We start from the raw sequence: 19,757 nt of genomic DNA on the forward strand, positions 1-19,757 counted from the left end.
TTTTATTTTTAGTGTTTTAATATTTTTTTTATTTTATTTACATCAACTTACTCAAAATTTATTAAATATATTTCTAATAAATAAATCCATTTTTTCACCTAAGTTTATTACCTATTGTGTTTAGCTTTTTTTCGCATAAATAAAGACCGAATACTTATTTTTTCTGAAATAAAAATCCCTTTAGGGTATCTGCTCATCCAATTATTTTTTCTTTTTCTCTTTCGGGGAGCACGAAATCTCATGGCACTTTTCAACACCACTTCATGGGCAAAATATTCAGTCATCGCGGCCAGCCTTGCAGGAGTGATGATGTTAAGTGGTTGTGCCAAAAAAGAGGAACAAGCCACCACAACTTTAAATATTGGCTATCAAAAATATGGCATCCTTCCTATTTTAAAGGCTCGTGGTGACTTAGAAAAAGCATTAAAAGAACAAGGCGTGCAAGTAAAATGGGTTGAGTTTCCTGCTGGACCTCAATTGCTTGAAGGTTTAAACGTAGGAAGTGTTTCACTAGGTGAAGCTGGTGAAGCGCCACCGATCTTTGCTCAAGCGGCTAATCCAAATTTAGTGTATGTCGCAAACCAACCTCCTGCGCCAAAAGCTGAAGCACTATTGGTACAAAAAGACTCTCCTATTCACTCTATTAAAGATTTAAAAGGCAAACGTGTTGCTCTTAATAAAGGTTCGAATGTTCATTACCTATTATTAAAAGTTTTAGAAGCCAACAACTTAAGCTTAAGTGATATTCAACCTGTTTATTTACCGCCATCAGATGCACGTGCTGCCTTTGAAAAAGGTGCTGTCGATGCATGGGTGATTTGGGACCCGTTCTTTGCTGCAGCTGAAAATCAAATTCAGGCCCGAGTTTTAGCAACAGGTGAAAACTTGGTGAGCAATCATCAGTTCTATTTAGCTGACCGTAAATTTGCAGAAAATAATCCGAAAGTACTTAACACTGTTGTACAGACACTTAATCAGACCACTGAGTGGGTAAGTTCACATCAGGATGAAGCGGCCAAATTACTCGAAAAACCTACCGCACTTGAGTTTGATGTACTCAAAACTTCCATTTCACGTATGGGTTTTGGAGTTCAGCCAATCTCTGACAAGGTGACACAAGAACAACAACAAGTAGCTGATGCCTTTTATACGCAAAAGCTCATTCCTAACAAGCTCACCATTCAAGATGCCATTTTAAAACTGAAATAAACCCAGCTTGGGCACAGCTTAAATAACGATATAAATGCTGTGCCTGACCTCAAGGGGAACAAGGATATCAATATGCAACATCAGTCATTATTTAATAAGAGTCAGTGGGCACAATTAGCTAAACGCATCAGTGCAGTCACTGTATTAGGTTTAACAATCTCAGCGCCAGCTTGGGCAATTGATCCAACTGTAAAAGAACTTCGTATTGGTTTTCAAAAAAGTTCAATTAACTTTGCGATTGCCAAACAGCAAAAACTATTTGAACAAGAATTTCCAAATGCCAAAGTTACTTGGAATGAGTTCCCTGCTGGCCCACAAATTTTAGAAGCTTTAGCTGTCGGGTCCCTTGATGTAGGCGTTACTGGAGACACGCCTCCTGTCTACGCACAAGCGGCTGGCAAGCCTTTATATTACATTGCTTATGAAGCGGCAAAGCCATTGGCATCGGCAATTTTAGTTCCGAAAAACTCGCAACTCAAACAGCTTAAAGACCTTAAAGGCAAACGTATTGCGCTGCAAAAAGGTTCGAGTTCACATTACTTACTTGTACAGGCTGTGCGTAAAGCAGGCTTAAAATGGAGTGATATTACTCCCATTTGGCTTACGCCTGCCGATGCTCGCGCAGCATTTCAAAAAGGTGCCGTTGATGCATGGGTAATTTGGGATCCTTACTTCGCTTCAGCACAACTTGAAGATCAAGCGCGTGTTCTTGCATCGGGTAAAGGCTTAAGCCCGAACTATACTTTTTATTTAGCCGCTCCAAATTTTGTTAAACAACATCCGAAAGCTGTTTCAGGGCTCATCAAACAAATCAATCAAGCTGATAAATGGGTTCAAAGCCATCAAGCAGAAACGGCAGGTGCGATTGGGCAAAGTACAGGTCTTAAACCTGCAACCAGTGATTTATTCATTAAACGTCGTCCACGCCCTTCATCGGCAGCTCCTCTTAACAGCAAAGTTATTGCTGAGCAACAACAGCTCGCAGACATCTTTACTCAACAAGGCATCATTCCAAAACCAATCAGCATTAAACAAGCTGTTTGGACTGCCAAGTAATTTCAATAGATATAGGTAATGCACATGAAAATTTTCTGGTTTATTCCTACCCACGGTGATAGTCGCTATTTAGGTACAAGTAAAGGCGCTCGTCAGGTTGACCATGCCTATATGAAGCAAATTGCTGTGGCAGTAGATAATTTGGGTTATGAAGGTGTACTTATTCCGACGGGTCGTTCATGTGAAGATCCTTGGATTACAGCGGCTAGCTTAATTGATGCAACTCAACACCTTAAATTTTTAGTTGCATTACGACCAGGGGTAACCACACCAGCTTTGGCAGCACGTATGGCTGCAACGTTTGACCGTTTGTCGAATGGCCGTGTGTTACTCAACTTAGTGACTGGTGGTGATGAGGCTGAATTACGCGGTGATGGCTTATATGAAGATCACTCAACGCGTTATCAAACTGCCAATGAATACGTAAAAATCTGGCGTGAGATTTTGACACGCTCACATACAGGTGAAGCTTTTACATTCCACGGTGAACGTTTACAAGTGGATGATGCAAAACTACTTTACCCACCTGTTCAAAAGCCTTACCCACCACTTTGGTTCGGTGGCTCTTCAGACGTCGCTGTCGATTTGGCTGCTGAGCAAGTCGATACTTACCTTACGTGGGGTGAACCACCTGAAGCAGTTAAACAAAAGATTGAACATGTTCGTGCCAAAGCTGAGGCTAAAGGTCGTAAATTAACTTATGGCATTCGCTTACATGTGATTGTTCGCGAGACCAACGAACAAGCTTGGGCAGCAGCGAACGAGCTTATCCAATATCTTGATGATGCGACTATTGCTGCGGCACAGAAAAAATTTGCACAAATGGACTCTGTAGGCCAACAACGTATGGCAGCTCTCCACGGCGGTAACCGAGACAAACTAGAAGTATCTCCAAATCTTTGGGCGGGTATTGGTTTAGTTCGTGGTGGTGCAGGTACAGCACTTGTAGGTGACCCAGAAACAGTTGCTGCTCGTATTCAGGAATATGCTGATTTAGGTATTGATACTTTCATTTTCTCAGGCTATCCACACCTTGAAGAATCAATTCGTTTTGCAGAGTTAGTATTCCCGTTATTACCAATTGAAACTCGCGCTAAACTTGCTCAGCCAAATTTAACCGGTCCATTCGGTGAAATTATTGCCAATAACTATGTTCCAGACGAGAAGAAGCAAAATAGTTCCGTCAAGGAGCCTGCATGAGCAAAGCTGAAAGTGTTGTTTCACGTGGAACAAAACAAATCGGGCAGCGTTTGCTGCCTTGGATTTTCCCTATTCTTCTATTGGTTGTTTGGCAAATTGCCTCAAGTTCGGGTCTTTTAGAAAGCCGTATTTTACCTGCACCTACTGCTGTAGTTTCCGCTTTTTGGCATCTACTGGTGAGTGGCGAACTCTGGCAGCACGTTAAAGTCAGTGCAGGACGTGCTTTACTGGGGTTATTGATTGGCGGTGGCTTAGGTTTGTTATTGGGTCTACTCAACGGGTCTTCGCGTTTCGCCTCTACCCTACTCGATACGACCTTGCAAATGATTCGTAACATCCCAGCCTTAGCACTTATCCCACTTGTCATCTTATGGTTCGGCATTGATGAAACAGCGAAATTATTTTTAGTCGCAGTAGGCGTTTTCTTCCCTATCTATATCAACACCTATCACGGTATTCGATCAGTTGACCCTCAATTGATTGAGATGGGTAAAAGCTACGGACTTTCACGTTGGCAGCTCTACAAAGAAATTATTCTACCGGGTGCGATGCCTTCTATTTTAGTAGGTTTACGCTTTGCTTTAGGTTTGGTTTGGGTATTGCTCATTGTTGCTGAAACCATTTCAGCTCAAGCAGGTATTGGTTATATGACCATGAATGCACGTGAGTTTTTACAAACAGATGTAGTCCTTGTCGGTATTCTTCTGTACGCCTTACTAGGCAAACTGGCAGATGTTTTAGCACAGCTTTTAGAACGCTATTTACTACGTTGGCACTCTGGATATCAGAAATAAGGGAGCTTAGAACATGACAAATCTGAATTTAAATATTAATCAGAATGAAGTGCAGCTCATTCCGGAAGAACCAGCAGAATCTCAAGAACCTGTATTAGGTGCAGAGATTCTGATTGAGCAACTTTATAAATTCTATGGCGAGGTAAAGGTCCTCGAAGATCTTGACCTACACATCCAGCCGGGTGAGTTTTTAGCAATTGTTGGTCGAAGTGGTTGTGGCAAAAGTACGTTACTACGTTTAATTGCTCAACTTGAAAAAGCCAGCTTTGGGGAAATCAAATTTAAATCTGCCCGACATTTACGGGAAGGCATTACGAACGATGATATTCGAGTCATGTTCCAAGATCCTCGTTTACTTCCTTGGAGGAATATTCTTCAAAATGTGCAACTGGGTTTACCTAAAGCGCAACATGCTTTAGCAGAAGAATTACTGGAAAAAGTTGGTTTAAAAGAAAAATCAGGACAATGGCCTTCACAGCTTTCAGGTGGCCAACGTCAACGTACTGCCTTAGCCCGTGCGTTATCTCATACTCCACGTATTTTGTTGTTAGATGAGCCATTAGGGGCTTTAGACGCGTTAACTCGTCTTGAGATGCAAAGCTTGATTGAGCGCTTGTGGAAAGAGCAAGGCTTCACTGCAATTTTAGTCACCCACGATGTGAGTGAAGCAGTGCAATTGGCTGATCGTATTATTTTATTAGATAAGGGAAAAATCGCTCAAAGCTTCCAAGTTAATTTGCCGCGCCCGCGTAAAAAAAGCATTACTTTTGCTCAACTTGAGCAACAAGTACTCGATGCAGTTTTGGCAACTTAAGGTTGCTATGAGTAATGAGAACCGTTCAAACAAAAATGCCCAATTTAGGAGCAATAAAACTGCTGTTTTATTGCTCTTTTTTAGGGCGAAAATAAAAAAATATTTTTAAGAATAACAATAAACTAGTGAATCTCTCTATTTTTTGCACAATAGTATATCTATTACGCAAATAACTAGCCGTTTTTTGATTAAAAAAGCAAGACACCTGTGCACAAATCAAACAATTTCCCTTACAATGGGAATATTATTTTTTTAATTATGCAGCAGATGGAACAAAAAAAGAGTACCCAAAAGCGCAATCAGCTTCTTGCTGCCGCCCTTGACGTATTTTCAGTCTATGGGTTCAGTGGTGCAAGTCTGGATGAAATTGCCCAACTCGCCGACATGCATAAGTCGAATATTTTCTATTACTATGAAAATAAAGAGTCTTTATATGTAGAAGTGCTCACAACCGTTTTACAAAAATGGTTGGCCCCCTTACAAACTTTAGAAGCTGAATTAGAACCAGCCGAAGCCTTATCGCACTATTTAATTCAAAAAATCGAACTTTCTCGTAGCCAACCGAAAGCCTCTAGATTATTTGCATTAGAAATCATTCAAGGTGCTCCGCATATTTTACCTATTCTCAAAGGACCATTAAAAAAACTATTTAAACGCAAAGCTAAAGTCATCCAGACGTGGCAAGAAGAAGGAAAAATTTCTCCAGATATCGATCCTGAATTATTAATCTTAAATATTTGGGGCCTTACGCAAAACTATGCAGATTTTGCTACTCAAATGGAAATGGTGACCGGCAAAACGCTTCGTAACCGCAGTATGTTCCAGCGTTCGATTGAGCATACGGTACATATGATGCTCTATGGCGTATTGCCTCGTTAAAACAAAAAAAGATCGGCAAATTTGCCGATCTTTTTTTAGAAATGGTTTTGATAAAGGGCTAAAAGTTTCTGAGCGCCTAACAATAAATTTTCTTCCCAATCCAGATGCGCAGTGTCATCTGCCCCATCAGTAATATACTTCACCGAAATTAGTCGTACACCTAACTTATGGCACACTTTAGCTAACGCATAGCCTTCCATATCAACCACATCACAAGCTACTTTTGGCTGACCCGTTTCAAATGAATCACCAGTTCCACATACTGCTTTTGGCAAATCAATAAAATGTGGTTGAAGATGAATCTCTGCCGCCAAATGATCATCTAACGGCGTTACACCTACTTCAAAACCTAAGGGAGAAACATCCATATCCCGTTGTACAAAAGTTTTTACTTCAACCAAATCATGTCGATTAAATGCAGAGCTTCCCGCTGTACCTAGGTTAATTAAAGTTTTGCATCCTGTTTTTTGAATAACTTCAAATGCTTTAAAAGCAGCATTAATCTTACCAATACCACTGTAATGGACTTCAACACCTGCTTGTTCAAATAAACCCTTAGATTCATTAGGAAGTGCCATAATTAAAGCAATATCAGTGTTCATTCAAAAAGCTCAAATCAAAATTAAATAAGTTAGAAAATAAGTATAAATCAGGTGCAAAAGCTTTTTGCACCTTTTCATCATTACTGCACTTTTTGTTGTAAAGCGATTAAACACGGAGAGAAGAACAGTTGGCCGCTATATGCGCCTGCTAGCGTCTTCTTCATTACCACGCCCCACATTGCCAATAATAAAAGACTCAATGCCACAGCAACGTATTGTAAAAATAAAATTTCAACCTGATGCCCTAAATTAAATAGTGCCAAAATAAATACACCTAATGGAAAAGTTAAGCCCCACCACCCTAAGTTGAATGGAATACCTGTCTTTGCATGACGAAGCGTTGTTAAAATCGCAAGACCAAGCCACCATAACCCAAAACCTAAAAGCACTAGACTGCCTACAATTCCTAAAGCTTGAAAAATATTCGCGGACTCATGAAAGCCCACACTAACAAAGACTCTTTGCACCTGCCCACCTAGCAACAATAAACCTAATGCACCTGTACCAATCGGGCCTAAAGAGAGCCAGCTAGAAATGGCGACTTCTTTTTCAGGTAACTGATGCAAAGCCATACGCAACATTAAAATTGTCAGAATAGCGAATGCTGGTAAAACAGAGATTCCCCAGAGTACATAGCCAGCCATTAATAAATGAAAGCTGTGCACATCTGCTGGTAAATGTGCAACCAACATGCCAGCAGAACTTGCTGCTACTTCACAGGCAACCACAGGTAAAAGCCAGATTGCAGTCATGGTATGTAGCTGATGGTTCTGACGACTAAACATACAAAATGGCACGATCCACGCAATGGCCAGTGCTAAAAAGACATCGATGTACCATAAAGCTTGAGCAATATGGATTGCAACTTCCCCGTAAAGCCCAACACCAAAGCTTAGAAACCCGTTTAATATCGTTGCAAGCCCCATTGGGATAGCCCCTAAAAACAAGCTCATATTTGGATGATTAAAAATTTGCTTAGCTTCATGAGGGAAAAGAAACCACCGCAATAAATAAAGAACTGAAAAAACGCTGAATAAAACAATATTAAATTGCCATAACAAAGTTGCTAGCGTGAATAAAAATGCTTGAGCAAATGGCAGCTGAATCAAAATCATACTAACCACGCCAGTACCCATAGTTGCTGTAAACCAATTTGGGGTAAAATGTCGTATAACATCTTTGCTATGATTTAATTGGTAAAAGGGTTTTTTCATCTTAGTTCTCTAATCAAAGAGTGGATAAAAATATAGTAGAGCAAAGTATTAATAAGAAAAATTGATTTATTTTTATTTAATTAATCATTCTTATTGATATATAGAAATTCATTTTGAAAAATAACTGAGTAAAAACACAACAACAAGACGAATCTGTGAGATTATGGCAATATATAGCCCTTGCAAAAATAGCCATATTTTAAGTTCATGAAACTGCTTCGTCTTAATGCGTTATCGCCCAATTTTCAGTTACCTCAAACAGCGGTGACCATTGGTAATTTTGATGGTGTCCATTTAGGTCACCAAGCGATGATTGCTCAACTCAAAAAAATTGCTGCAGCACAAGGCTTAAAAACACTGGTCATGATTTTTGAGCCACAACCTCTTGAGTTTTTTAAAGGTTACGATGCTCCTCCTCGTATAAATTCATTACGGGAAAAAGTCGAATATCTAGCGGAACTTGGAGTTGATTACATTGCAGTTGCTAAATTCGATCAGCATTTCCGTAGCATGAGTGCGTCTGAGTTTGCAGATTTATTAAAAGAAAAATTAAATGCGCAGTCTTTAGTTTTAGGGGATGACTTCCATTTTGGCAAAGACCGTCAAGGTAACAGCGAATTTTTAAAAGATTATGGCTTCCAATTCACAAATTTACATACCATTGAACTTGAAGGTGAACGCGTCAGTTCAACTCGTATTCGCCAAGTACTTCAAGTGGGTAATCTCGCTTTAGCAGCTAAATTATTAGGCCGTCCGTACAGTATTACTGGACGTGTCCAATATGGCGACCAGATCGGAAGAACTCTTGATTTTCCAACGATTAATGTACGTCTCAACCGCCACAAACCTTGTTTAAACGGTATTTATGGTGTTGAAGTCATTTGCGAAACGACGTCGCTCACTGAAAAAGTGTGCCAAGAAACACCAGAGAAACCGGGAATTGCCGGATATCATGAAAATAGCCTCTATGGCGCAGGTCATGTCGGTACACGTCCAGCCATTCAGCAAGAACATCCAGAGTGGAGATTAGAAGTACATTTCCCTGATGTTTCTGCTAATCTGTATGGCTTATTTATGCGGGTGACTTTTCTTCACTATCTTCATGGTGAACTGAATTACCCTTCGCTTGAAGCACTTAAGGCAGGAATTGATAATGACGTGCAACAGTTACGACAATATCGTAACGACACGACACAATTTCCTTTTTAATTCGAATTTTGATTGTAAAACATGTCAGCTCCTAAGCTGATTAAACTGGAAGAAAACTTGCATGAGCGATAAGCAAACTCCTGAGAATGCAGTGGACTACAAAGCCACGCTAAACCTGCCGGATACTCAATTTGCAATGAAAGCAAATTTGGCAGTACGTGAAGTGAAATGGTTAGAAGAGTGGTATACCGACAACATTTATCAGCAGATTCGTGCATCGCGTATTGGCAAGAAAAAATATATTTTGCATGATGGCCCTCCATATGCGAACGGTACAATTCACTTAGGCCATGCGGTCAATAAAGTACTCAAAGACGTTATTGTAAAAAGTCGTACTTTGTCAGGTTTCGATGCACCTTATGTTCCAGGTTGGGACTGTCACGGTTTACCAATCGAGCTAAAAGTCGAAGAAAAAGTGGGTAAAGTAGGCGAAAAAGTTGATGCTGCGACTTTCCGTAAACTTTGCCGTGAATACGCGCTAAAACAAATTGATTTACAACGTACTGATTTTAAACGTCTTGGTATTTTAGGTGACTGGGATAATCCTTATCTCACCATGAATTACAAACAAGAAGCTGATATTGTTCGTGCTCTAGGTCTCATCCAGAAAAATGGCCATATCCAGCCAGGCTTAAAGCCAGTGAACTGGTGTATGGACTGTGGCTCTGCTCTTGCTGAAGCAGAAGTTGAATACGAAGATAAAAAATCTGACGCAATTGATGTTGGTTTTGGCGTTGTAGATCTCAAAGATTTAAGTACCCGTTTAAATGTAGAAATCCAAGATCCAACAGATATCGTGATCTGGACAACTACACCTTGGACATTGCCAGCTAACCAAGCTGTTGCGTTGCATGCCGAAATTGAATATCAATTGGTACAAGTGACGACTGAACGCGGTAAGCAAAACTTCATTCTTGCTAAAGACTTAGTTGCTTCAGCAATTGAACGCTATAAACTTGAAAACCCAGTTGTTTTAGCAGATTTTACTGGTTCAGCTCTTGAAAAGCTTACTTTACAGCATCCTTTACTTACTGATCGCCAAGTTCCAGTTATTTTGGGTGAACATGTTATCGCAACAAGCGGTACAGGTGCCGTACATACAGCACCTGGCCATGGTGCAGATGACTATAAAGTAGGTCTTCAATACAACCTAAAAGTAGATAACCCAGTCGGTGGTAACGGTGTTTATCTCCCAACTGCTCCAATCTATGCTGGTGAACACATCTATAAAGCCAATCCAAAGATTATCGAAGCTTTAGGTGCGGTAGGCCGTTTATGGGCTCATCAGCCAATTAAGCACAGCTACCCACACTGCTGGCGCCACAAAACTCCAATTATTTTCCGTGCTACACCACAATGGTTCATTAGCATGGATCAAAAAGGTTTACGTGACGGTGCACTTAACGCGATTGAAAATGATATCGAGTTTGTACCGAACTGGGGTAAAAACCGTATTGAATCAATGATCGAAGGCCGTCCAGACTGGTGTATTTCACGTCAACGTACGTGGGGTGTTCCAATTCCATTCTTCGTTCATAAAGACACGAACGAATTACACCCGCGCACACCTGAACTCATCGAAGAAGTTGCTCAACTGATCGAACAAGAAGGTATCGAAGCATGGTTCAAACGTGAAGCAAAAGACTTCATCGGTGAAGATGCTGAACAATATAATGCTGTTCGCGATACACTCGATGTATGGTTCGACTCTGGTACAACGCATTACGCTGTACTTGAGCAACGTGATGAATTAGAAAGCCCTGCTGACTTATATTTAGAAGGTTCAGACCAACACCGTGGCTGGTTCCAATCTTCTTTATTAACATCAATGGCAATTCACAATCGTGCACCATATAAAGCCTTGTTAACTCATGGTTTTACCGTCGATGAAAATGGCCGTAAGTTATCGAAATCTTTAGGAAACTATATCCCGCTTGAAGAAATCATCAAACAGCTTGGTGCTGATGGTTTACGTCTATATGTAGCTTCTAGCGACTATCGCTATGAAATCGCAGCATCGAAAGAAATCTTCAACCGTGTAAGTGATAGCTATCGTCGTATTCGTAATACTCTACGCTTCTTGCTTGCGAACCTAAATGGTTTCAAACCAAGCACAGATGCTTTAGCAGTAGATGACTTAATTGCGCTAGATCAATACATCTTGCAGCGTGCGAATGAAGTACAACAAACCATTATCACTGCCTATGAAGAAATGAACTTCCATGTAGTATGTAGTGCGTTAACAAGCTTCTGTATTAATGACTTAGGTGGTTTCTACCTTGATATCATCAAAGACCGTCAATACACCACTAAAGCGGATTCTCAGGCACGTCGTTCTGCACAAACAGCGCTTTATCATATTGTTCAAGCATTTATCCGTTGGATGAGCCCAATCTTAAGCTTTACCGCACAAGAAGCATGGCCACTCATTCCAGAACAAACTGAAAAGTATGTATTTACTTCAGAATGGTATGACTTGCCTGTTTCATCAAAAGCAAACTTGCTTTCTGAAGAAGATTGGCAAACATTGATTAGCGTAAAATCTGCAGTAAATAAACAGATTGAAGCAGCGCGTAACGCTAAACTTGTCGGTAGTAATCTTTCAGCCAAAGTTGAACTTTGGGCAAATGAATCATTACAAACTGTTTTAAACCAACTGGCTGATGAACTCCGTTTTGTTCTTATTACTTCAGAAGTAGTAGTACATCCATTTGCTGAACAAGGTGAAGCAACTGAGATGGAAGGCTTACGTGTAAAAATATCTGCAGCTGAAGGTGAAAAATGCGCACGTTGCTGGCATGTCCTTCCAGATGTAAATACACATGCCGATCATCCTGGTTTATGTGGTCGTTGTATTGTGAACGTCACTGGTCGTGGCGAAGTGAGAAAATATGCCTAATTCACAAGCTAAAAAAGGCTTATTCCAGTTTTATCCACACAATCTGATTTGGCTTGGACTTTCCGTCCTTGCCATTGTATTGGATCAATGGACAAAATGGATTGCGAGTACACATCTAAACTATGCAGATCCTGTACCTGTACTTCCATTTTTAAACTGGACACTATTGCATAACTATGGTGCAGCTTTTAGCTTTTTATCTGATGCAGGAGGATGGCAGCGCTATTTCTTCACATCTTTAGCGGGCTTAGTTTCAGTACTTTTTGTGTTTTGGTTAATGCGTATGCCTAAAAAAATGGTGGTGCTACCTGTAGCCATCGCTTTAATTTTAGGTGGAGCTTTAGGCAATTTAATTGACCGTATTACCCTAGGTTATGTAGTCGATTTCATTCATGTTTATTACCAAAATCATCACTTTCCAGCTTTTAATATTGCGGACAGTGCCATCACTCTAGGTACGATTTTACTACTCATTGATACATTCTTCCTTGAGAAGAAACGTAACCAAAATTCGGATGCATAATATGACCGAAATTATTCAACCTAACGAAGAAATTCGTATCCAAGAAGGTTCTAAAGTCGACCTACACTTTTCTGTAGCTATCGAAAATGGTGTAGAAATTGACAATACACGTAGCCGTGAAGAGCCAGTTAGTCTGACTATTGGTGACGGAAACCTTTTACCAGGTTTTGAAAAAGCATTATTGGGTCTGCGTGCAGGTGACCGCCGTACAGTACACCTTCCACCAGAAGATGCATTTGGTCCATGGAATCCGGAAAATATTCAAACTTTCGACACAGTTAAGTTTGAACAACGCCCTATTCCTGGTCATATGATTGAGTTCGAAGATAAGGCAAAAACAACTTTATTCGGTGTAGTTAAGTCAGTTAATGATGACATTACAGAAATTGATTTTAATCATCCGTTAGCTGGGAAAAATATTACCTTTGAAGTAGAAATATTCAAGGTTACTCCCGAAGGCCAACAAGGCATTAAGCTAATGTAAATAAAAAGCCCTCTCAATGAGGGCTTTTTTATGATTCGGTTTTTATTAGTGACATAAGAATCCTTACAAATTCTATATTCTCTCCCACCTATATAATGAATTAAGTTATAAGTATAAAAATCCTTGGGAAATATACATGCTGGTCTATATTATCGTAGGAAGTGTTCGTGAAGGACGTACAGCAATTAAAGTTGCCGATTGGCTAGAAACCACAATTCCAACATTGGATCTAAACGATTTCCAAACTGAAGTCGTCGATTTAAAAGAATGGGATTTACCTCTTTTTTCAGGCTCTCACCCACCCGCCACTGGAATTTATGATCAACCTCAACAACAAGAATGGGCAAACAAAATTGCTCAAGCAGATGCTTTTATCTTTATTAGCCCAGAATACAACCATGGTTACAGCCCAGCTTTAAAAAATGCACTTGATTATGTCGGTAAGGAGTGGGGTGGTAAACCTGCTGCATTTATTGGCTATGGTTCAACAAATGGCTCTCGTTCTATTAGCCAAATACGTCAAGTCACCTCAAGTTTAAGTATCATTGACCCGAATGCTGTGATAGAGATTCGAGATATATTTAAACGTAATAAAGATGAAAAATTCGAAGCTAATGAATTTGAAGTAAAAGGTCTTCAATCGATTGTTGAGAAACTACAGAAATATCATTTGTCATAATTGCACAAAAGGCCTCTTTTCTAAACAAAAGAGGCCTTTTAATTTTATAAACTCTTTAAATACTCCACTACATCAGCATTACCTGCCATTTCTGCAAGCTCTAATGCTGTGTATTCACTTTTGTAAGCGACATGCGCACCTTTTTCAATTAAGAGTTGAACTATCTCTAAATGGTCATTTTCAGCAGCTGCTTGTAGAGCACTATATCCCTCATCATCTGTCTGATTAGGATCTTCTCCATCTATTAGTAATTCTTTTACTTGATCTATATCACCTAAAGATGCCCAATAAATCAATGCAGGTAAAGATAGCTCTTCATCATCTTCAGATATTGGAGAGAAAGAATTGATTTTCACGTAAGCACCTAAAAATAAGAAACTTCATCGTTATTATATTCATAGAATACAGCCAGTATACAAATCTAATGTTGGATCTAATTTTAAATTCGCCACAAATATATTTTCCCGTGCACAAAAAAACACCCCCACTCAAAGAGTGGGGGTGTTTGAATAATGAGCTGGCGATGACTTACTCTCACATGGGTAACCCCACACTACCATCAGCGCTAAGAGGTTTCACTTCTGAGTTCGGGAAGGGATCAGGTGGTTCACTCTTGCTATGGTCGCCAGCACAACTGGTATGGATACTTGCTTCGTTTTATTCACTGTGTGATACGTTGCGTTTTCCAAATCTTGACAGACGGGCTGATTGAATCTGAATTTGTTCATTTTAGCTAGTAGTATAACTAAATCAAGTTGCTTTGCATGTTTATGAATCGATTGATGCTTCATATACAACTGCTTGGGTGTTGTATAGTCAAGCCTCACGAGCAATTAGTATTGGTCAGCTTCACATATCACTATGCTTCCACATCCAACCTATCAACGTCCTAGTCTCGAACGGCTCTTTAGAGGAATAAATTCCTAGGGAAATCTTATCTTGAGGTAGGCTTCCCGCTTAGATGCTTTCAGCGGTTATCCCTTCCGAACATAGCTACCCGGCGATGCGACTGGCGTCACAACCGGTACACCAGAGGTTCGTCCACTCTGGTCCTCTCGTACTAGGAGCAGATCCTCTCAAATTTCCAGCGCCCACGGTAGATAGGGACCGAACTGTCTCACGACGTTCTAAACCCAGCTCGCGTACCTCTTTAAATGGCGAACAGCCATACCCTTGGGACCTGCTTCAGCCCCAGGATGAGATGAGCCGACATCGAGGTGCCAAACACCGCCGTCGATATGAACTCTTGGGCGGTATCAGCCTGTTATCCCCAGAGTACCTTTTATCCGTTGAGCGATGGCCCTTCCATACAGAACCACCGGATCACTAAGACCTACTTTCGTACCTGCTCGACTTGTGGGTCTCGCAGTTAAGCGCGCTTTTGCCTTTATACTCTACGCGTGATTTCCGACCACGCTGAGCGCACCTTCGTACTCCTCCGTTACTCTTTAGGAGGAGACCGCCCCAGTCAAACTACCCACCAGACACGGTCCTCGTCCCGGATAACGGGACAGAGTTAGAACCTCAACATTACCAGGGTGGTATTTCAAGGACGGCTCCATTGGAACTAGCGTTCCAACTTCAAAGCCTCCCACCTATCCTACACAAGTAAGGTCAAAGTTCAGTGTCAAGCTGCAGTAAAGGTTCACGGGGTCTTTCCGTCTAGCCGCGGGTACACTGCATCTTCACAGCGATTTCGATTTCACTGAGCCTCTGCTGGAGACAGCGCCGCCATCATTATGCCATTCGTGCAGGTCGGAACTTACCCGACAAGGAATTTCGCTACCTTAGGACCGTTATAGTTACGGCCGCCGTTTACTGGGGCTTCGATCAAGAGCTTCGCTTACGCTAACCCCATCAATTAACCTTCCAGCACCGGGCAGGCATCACACCCTATACGTCCACTTTCGTGTTTGCAGAGTGCTATGTTTTTAATAAACAGTTGCAGCGGCCTGGTTTCTGCGGCTGTCGTCAGCTCAGGAAGCAAGTTCCATCACCAACAACAGCGTACCTTCTCCCGAAGTTACGGTACCATTTTGCCTAGTTCCTTCAGCAGAGTTCTCTCAAGCGCCTTGGTCTACTCGACCTGACCACCTGTGTCGGTTTCGGGTACGATTCCTGTGTAACTGAAGCTTAGAGACTTTTCCTGGAAGCATGGTATCAGCCACTTCACTGTACAAGTACAGCTTGCTATCGGATCTCAGTATAGAGTACCCCGGATTTGCCTAAGATACATACCTACATCCTTCCACCTGGACAACCAACGCCAGGCTGACTTAACCTTCTCCGTCCTCTCATCGCATTACACAGAAGTATTGGAATATTAACCAATTTCCCATCGACTACGCCTTTCGGCCTCGCCTTAGGGGTCGACTCACCCAGCCCCGATTAACGTTGGACTGGAACCCTTGGTCTTTCGGCGAACGGGTTTTTCACCCGTTTTGTCGTTACTCACGTCAGCATTCGCACTTCTGATACCTCCAGCATACTTCTCAATACACCTTCATCGGCTTACAGAACGCTCCCCTACCACTTGACTAATGTCAAATCCGCAGCTTCGGCACATAGTTTTAGCCCCGTTACATCTTCCGCGCAGGCCGACTCGACTAGTGAGCTATTACGCTTTCTTTAAAGGGTGGCTGCTTCTAAGCCAACCTCCTAGCTGTCTATGCCTTCCCACATCGTTTCCCACTTAACTATGATTTTGGGGCCTTAGCTGGCGGTCTGGATTGTTTTCCTCTTGACTACGGACGTTAGCACCCGCAGTCTGTCTCCCGGATAGTACTCATAGGTATTCGGAGTTTGCATCGGTTTGGTAAGTCGGGATGACCCCCTAGCCGAAACAGTGCTCTACCCCCTATGGTATTCGTCCGAGGCGCTACCTAAATAGCTTTCGGGGAGAACCAGCTATCACCAGGCTTGATTAGCCTTTCACCCCTATCCACAAGTCATCCCCTGGCTTTTCAACGACAGTGGGTTCGGTCCTCCAGTTAGTGTTACCCAACCTTCAACCTGCTCATGGATAGATCGCCTGGTTTCGGGTCTATACCCAGCAACTAAACGCCCTATTAAGACTCGATTTCTCTACGGCTCCCCTATACGGTTAACCTCGCTACTGAATATAAGTCGCTGACCCATTATACAAAAGGTACGCAGTCACCGAACAAGTCGGCTCCCACTGCTTGTATGCATGCGGTTTCAGGATCTATTTCACTCCCCTCACAGGGGTTCTTTTCGCCTTTCCCTCACGGTACTGGTTCACTATCGGTCAGTCAGGAGTATTTAGCCTTGGAGGATGGTCCCCCCATATTCAGACAAGGTTTCACGTGCCTCGCCCTACTCGTCATCATTATGTGTGCCCTTTCGTGTACGGGAATATCACCCTCTACGTTCGCACTTCCCAGAGCGTTCCACTAAAACACACATAACTTAATGGGCTGATCCCCGTTCGCTCGCCGCTACTGAGGGAATCTCAATTGATTTCTTTTCCTAAGGGTACTGAGATGTTTCACTTCCCCTCGTTCGCCTTGCAACACTATGTATTCATGTTGCAATACCTACCTTAAAGTAGGTGGGTTCCCCCATTCAGAAATCTCCGGATCAAAGGATATTTGCCGCCTCCCCGGAGCTTTTCGCAGGCTATCACGTCTTTCATCGCCTCTGACTGCCAAGGCATCCACCACATGCACTTAATTACTTGACTATACAACCCCAAACAGTCGTCAACACCTACAAGTGAGTGTTGTCCGTGCGATTCTTCATCGCTACTATCTGTTGTCTGTGTACTTAAACACTGTACAGCTTCAATCTAAATTCATATACCAAAACGCTTGATTCAGTTAATTTGCTAGTTCTCAATTCATTCAGATTAATTGCTTAATCTAAACTCTTGAGTGAACAATTTATTTCAGACTCAATTTTGCCAATCTGTTAATGAATAAACATGCCTTCGTCAGGTCATGCTTAATACCGTGATACTTAAATCACAGAAGTTAATAAACCAAGATCCTAAAATCTCTATTTACTAATTTCTGTAATCCGAACTTCTCTTAAGTTCTGGTGGAGACTAGGAGAGTCGAACTCCTGACCTCCTGCGTGCAAAGCAGGCGCTCTACCAACTAAGCTAAGTCCCCAGCTTACATCATCAGTCATGTATCTTTTATCTATAACTTTAACCAGTCAAAGTCATGGTGGGTCTGACAAGACTTGAACTTGTGACCCCACGCTTATCAAGCGTGTGCTCTAACCAACTGAGCTACAGACCCTCAGATACATCTATGAAGAACAACTTGTTGTGGATTCTTACCAATCGTCAATCTTTCGTTAAGGAGGTGATCCAGCCGCAGGTTCCCCTACGGCTACCTTGTTACGACTTCACCCCAGTCATCGGCCACACCGTGGTAACCGCCCTCTTTGCAGTTAGGCTAGCTACTTCTGGTGCAACAAACTCCCATGGTGTGACGGGCGGTGTGTACAAGGCCCGGGAACGTATTCACCGCGGCATTCTGATCCGCGATTACTAGCGATTCCGACTTCATGGAGTCGAGTTGCAGACTCCAATCCGGACTACGATCGGCTTTTTGAGATTAGCATCCTATCGCTAGGTAGCAACCCTTTGTACCGACCATTGTAGCACGTGTGTAGCCCTGGCCGTAAGGGCCATGATGACTTGACGTCGTCCCCGCCTTCCTCCAGTTTGTCACTGGCAGTATCCTTAAAGTTCCCGACATTACTCGCTGGCAAATAAGGAAAAGGGTTGCGCTCGTTGCGGGACTTAACCCAACATCTCACGACACGAGCTGACGACAGCCATGCAGCACCTGTATGTAAGTTCCCGAAGGCACCAATCCATCTCTGGAAAGTTCTTACTATGTCAAGGCCAGGTAAGGTTCTTCGCGTTGCATCGAATTAAACCACATGCTCCACCGCTTGTGCGGGCCCCCGTCAATTCATTTGAGTTTTAGTCTTGCGACCGTACTCCCCAGGCGGTCTACTTATCGCGTTAGCTGCGCCACTAAAGCCTCAAAGGCCCCAACGGCTAGTAGACATCGTTTACGGCATGGACTACCAGGGTATCTAATCCTGTTTGCTCCCCATGCTTTCGCACCTCAGCGTCAGTGTTAGGCCAGATGGCTGCCTTCGCCATCGGTATTCCTCCAGATCTCTACGCATTTCACCGCTACACCTGGAATTCTACCATCCTCTCCCACACTCTAGCTAACCAGTATCGAATGCAATTCCCAAGTTAAGCTCGGGGATTTCACATTTGACTTAATTAGCCGCCTACGCGCGCTTTACGCCCAGTAAATCCGATTAACGCTTGCACCCTCTGTATTACCGCGGCTGCTGGCACAGAGTTAGCCGGTGCTTATTCTGCGAGTAACGTCCACTATCTCTAGGTATTATCTAAAGTAGCCTCCTCCTCGCTTAAAGTGCTTTACAACCATAAGGCCTTCTTCACACACGCGGCATGGCTGGATCAGGCTTGCGCCCATTGTCCAATATTCCCCACTGCTGCCTCCCGTAGGAGTCTGGGCCGTGTCTCAGTCCCAGTGTGGCGGATCATCCTCTCAGACCCGCTACAGATCGTCGCCTTGGTAGGCCTTTACCCCACCAACTAGCTAATCCGACTTAGGCTCATCTATTAGCGCAAGGTCCGAAGATCCCCTGCTTTCTCCCGTAGGACGTATGCGGTATTAGCATTCCTTTCGAAATGTTGTCCCCCACTAATAGGCAGATTCCTAAGCATTACTCACCCGTCCGCCGCTAGGTGATAGTGCAAGCACCATCACCCCGCTCGACTTGCATGTGTTAAGCCTGCCGCCAGCGTTCAATCTGAGCCATGATCAAACTCTTCAGTTAAAATCATTTTGCACCTTATTAAAGACAAGGTGCCAATTCTGGCTCATCAATTACTGACTTAAATTTCGCTCAAATAAACTTCGAGTAATTTAAACCAATCAATCAATGAAAATTATTTCGATTAATCAATCAGTAAAAATCCACACAAGTTGTTCTTCAATTCTCTTAATGATTTTTCTGCTCTTCGTCAGAGACAGAATTCAACGCAATATAAGCTTTTATCTTAACCCTGTAAGCTAAGATATTCTCGTGTATCGCGTCGGGATGAGTGCATTATAGGGAAAAAAAACTGGTACGCAAGCACTTTTATAAATATGCGCGCTCGACCGGTTC

At 42.4% G+C, this 19,757-nt stretch carries 14 protein-coding genes, 2 tRNA genes and 3 rRNA genes; 11 read left to right on the plus strand and 8 right to left on the minus strand.

The window, feature by feature from the left end; all coding sequences use genetic code 11:
* Positions 1-240: 240 nt before the first annotated feature.
* From HLV59_RS18310 to HLV59_RS18335, 6 genes are all read left to right on the plus strand, one after another.
* Entirely contained in the window at positions 241-1,209 is a 969-nt protein-coding gene (locus HLV59_RS18310) for a sulfonate ABC transporter substrate-binding protein (protein ID WP_171430541.1), read from the plus strand.
* 72 nt (positions 1,210-1,281) lie between these two features.
* Positions 1,282-2,265 carry a sulfonate ABC transporter substrate-binding protein gene (locus tag HLV59_RS18315; protein WP_171430542.1) on the plus strand — a complete coding sequence of 328 codons (984 nt, stop codon included), beginning with the start codon at positions 1,282-1,284 and terminating at the stop codon, positions 2,263-2,265.
* A 24-nt stretch (positions 2,266-2,289) separates the two neighbouring features.
* Positions 2,290-3,465 carry an FMNH2-dependent alkanesulfonate monooxygenase gene (ssuD, locus tag HLV59_RS18320; RefSeq protein ID WP_005071784.1) on the plus strand — a complete coding sequence of 392 codons (1,176 nt, stop codon included), beginning with the start codon at positions 2,290-2,292 and terminating at the stop codon, positions 3,463-3,465.
* A complete protein-coding gene (gene ssuC, locus HLV59_RS18325; protein WP_002120785.1) occupies positions 3,462-4,259 on the plus strand; it encodes an aliphatic sulfonate ABC transporter permease SsuC in 798 nt (265 codons plus the stop codon). Before ssuD ends, ssuC begins: the two co-directional genes overlap by 4 nt.
* Positions 4,260-4,272: 13 nt before the next feature.
* Positions 4,273-5,073: an ABC transporter ATP-binding protein gene (locus tag HLV59_RS18330; protein ID WP_087090642.1), complete on the plus strand. Its 801-nt coding sequence runs from the start codon at positions 4,273-4,275 to the stop codon at positions 5,071-5,073.
* A gap of 258 nt (positions 5,074-5,331) precedes the next feature.
* Entirely contained in the window at positions 5,332-5,952 is a 621-nt protein-coding gene (locus tag HLV59_RS18335; protein WP_005071782.1) for a TetR/AcrR family transcriptional regulator, read from the plus strand.
* 35 nt (positions 5,953-5,987) lie between these two features.
* On the opposite strand, the gene HLV59_RS18340 is transcribed toward HLV59_RS18335, so the two are convergent.
* Together HLV59_RS18340 and HLV59_RS18345 are read right to left on the minus strand one after the other, a co-directional pair.
* Positions 5,988-6,554 carry a 5'-methylthioadenosine/S-adenosylhomocysteine nucleosidase family protein gene (locus tag HLV59_RS18340; protein WP_002120771.1) on the minus strand — a complete coding sequence of 189 codons (567 nt, stop codon included), beginning with the start codon at positions 6,552-6,554 and terminating at the stop codon, positions 5,988-5,990.
* 80 nt (positions 6,555-6,634) lie between these two features.
* Positions 6,635-7,768: a TDT family transporter gene (locus HLV59_RS18345; protein ID WP_171430543.1), complete on the minus strand. Its 1,134-nt coding sequence runs from the start codon at positions 7,766-7,768 to the stop codon at positions 6,635-6,637.
* A gap of 207 nt (positions 7,769-7,975) precedes the next feature.
* Between HLV59_RS18345 and ribF the strand changes: the two genes are divergently transcribed.
* The 5 genes from ribF to HLV59_RS18370 all read left to right on the plus strand — a co-directional run bounded on the left by ribF (position 7,976) and on the right by HLV59_RS18370 (position 13,562).
* A complete protein-coding gene (ribF, locus tag HLV59_RS18350) occupies positions 7,976-8,977 on the plus strand; it encodes a bifunctional riboflavin kinase/FAD synthetase (protein ID WP_171430544.1) in 1,002 nt (333 codons plus the stop codon).
* Positions 8,978-9,038: 61 nt separating this feature from the next.
* Entirely contained in the window at positions 9,039-11,876 is a 2,838-nt protein-coding gene (gene ileS, locus HLV59_RS18355) for an isoleucine--tRNA ligase (RefSeq protein ID WP_062848902.1), read from the plus strand.
* Complete coding sequence (gene lspA, locus HLV59_RS18360) at positions 11,869-12,399, plus strand: signal peptidase II (RefSeq protein ID WP_031946992.1); 531 nt, start codon at positions 11,869-11,871, stop codon at positions 12,397-12,399. The genes ileS and lspA overlap by 8 nt, the downstream gene beginning before the upstream one ends.
* Before the next feature lies 1 nt (position 12,400).
* Positions 12,401-12,883 carry an FKBP-type peptidyl-prolyl cis-trans isomerase gene (locus tag HLV59_RS18365; RefSeq protein WP_087090650.1) on the plus strand — a complete coding sequence of 161 codons (483 nt, stop codon included), beginning with the start codon at positions 12,401-12,403 and terminating at the stop codon, positions 12,881-12,883.
* A 136-nt stretch (positions 12,884-13,019) separates the two neighbouring features.
* Positions 13,020-13,562 carry an NADPH-dependent FMN reductase gene (locus HLV59_RS18370; protein WP_171430545.1) on the plus strand — a complete coding sequence of 181 codons (543 nt, stop codon included), beginning with the start codon at positions 13,020-13,022 and terminating at the stop codon, positions 13,560-13,562.
* A gap of 44 nt (positions 13,563-13,606) precedes the next feature.
* Here HLV59_RS18370 and HLV59_RS18375 read toward each other — a convergent pair whose 3' ends face one another.
* The 6 genes from HLV59_RS18375 to HLV59_RS18400 form a co-directional block, all read right to left on the minus strand.
* Positions 13,607-13,918 carry an ankyrin repeat domain-containing protein gene (locus tag HLV59_RS18375; protein ID WP_171430546.1) on the minus strand — a complete coding sequence of 104 codons (312 nt, stop codon included), beginning with the start codon at positions 13,916-13,918 and terminating at the stop codon, positions 13,607-13,609.
* Between the two features lie 159 nt (positions 13,919-14,077).
* Positions 14,078-14,192 (minus strand): 5S ribosomal RNA (rrf, locus tag HLV59_RS18380).
* Between the two features lie 182 nt (positions 14,193-14,374).
* Positions 14,375-17,265, minus strand: a 23S ribosomal RNA gene (locus HLV59_RS18385).
* Between the two features lie 354 nt (positions 17,266-17,619).
* A tRNA-Ala gene (locus HLV59_RS18390) sits at positions 17,620-17,695 on the minus strand.
* A gap of 55 nt (positions 17,696-17,750) precedes the next feature.
* Positions 17,751-17,827 (minus strand) — tRNA-Ile (locus HLV59_RS18395).
* Positions 17,828-17,886: 59 nt separating this feature from the next.
* A 16S ribosomal RNA gene (locus tag HLV59_RS18400) occupies positions 17,887-19,424 on the minus strand.
* Together the 16S, 23S and 5S rRNA genes with 2 tRNA genes alongside form the textbook arrangement of a ribosomal RNA operon.
* Between the last annotated feature and the right edge of the window lie 333 nt (positions 19,425-19,757).

Source organism: Acinetobacter lactucae, assembly GCF_013122135.1.
Taxonomy (GTDB): domain Bacteria; phylum Pseudomonadota; class Gammaproteobacteria; order Pseudomonadales; family Moraxellaceae; genus Acinetobacter; species Acinetobacter lactucae.

Coding starts and splice junctions, on each gene's coding strand:
- lspA (WP_031946992.1), top strand. CDS start 11,869: ATGCCTAATTCACAAGCTAAAAAAGGCTTATTCCAGTTTTATCCACAC.
- HLV59_RS18365 (WP_087090650.1), top strand. CDS start 12,401: ATGACCGAAATTATTCAACCTAACGAAGAAATTCGTATCCAAGAAGGT.
- ileS (WP_062848902.1), top strand. CDS start 9,039: ATGAGCGATAAGCAAACTCCTGAGAATGCAGTGGACTACAAAGCCACG.
- ssuC (WP_002120785.1), top strand. CDS start 3,462: ATGAGCAAAGCTGAAAGTGTTGTTTCACGTGGAACAAAACAAATCGGG.
- HLV59_RS18310 (WP_171430541.1), top strand. CDS start 241: ATGGCACTTTTCAACACCACTTCATGGGCAAAATATTCAGTCATCGCG.
- HLV59_RS18340 (WP_002120771.1), bottom strand. CDS start 6,554: ATGAACACTGATATTGCTTTAATTATGGCACTTCCTAATGAATCTAAG.
- HLV59_RS18330 (WP_087090642.1), top strand. CDS start 4,273: ATGACAAATCTGAATTTAAATATTAATCAGAATGAAGTGCAGCTCATT.
- HLV59_RS18315 (WP_171430542.1), top strand. CDS start 1,282: ATGCAACATCAGTCATTATTTAATAAGAGTCAGTGGGCACAATTAGCT.
- HLV59_RS18335 (WP_005071782.1), top strand. CDS start 5,332: ATGCAGCAGATGGAACAAAAAAAGAGTACCCAAAAGCGCAATCAGCTT.
- ssuD (WP_005071784.1), top strand. CDS start 2,290: ATGAAAATTTTCTGGTTTATTCCTACCCACGGTGATAGTCGCTATTTA.
- ribF (WP_171430544.1), top strand. CDS start 7,976: ATGAAACTGCTTCGTCTTAATGCGTTATCGCCCAATTTTCAGTTACCT.
- HLV59_RS18345 (WP_171430543.1), bottom strand. CDS start 7,768: ATGAAAAAACCCTTTTACCAATTAAATCATAGCAAAGATGTTATACGA.
- HLV59_RS18370 (WP_171430545.1), top strand. CDS start 13,020: ATGCTGGTCTATATTATCGTAGGAAGTGTTCGTGAAGGACGTACAGCA.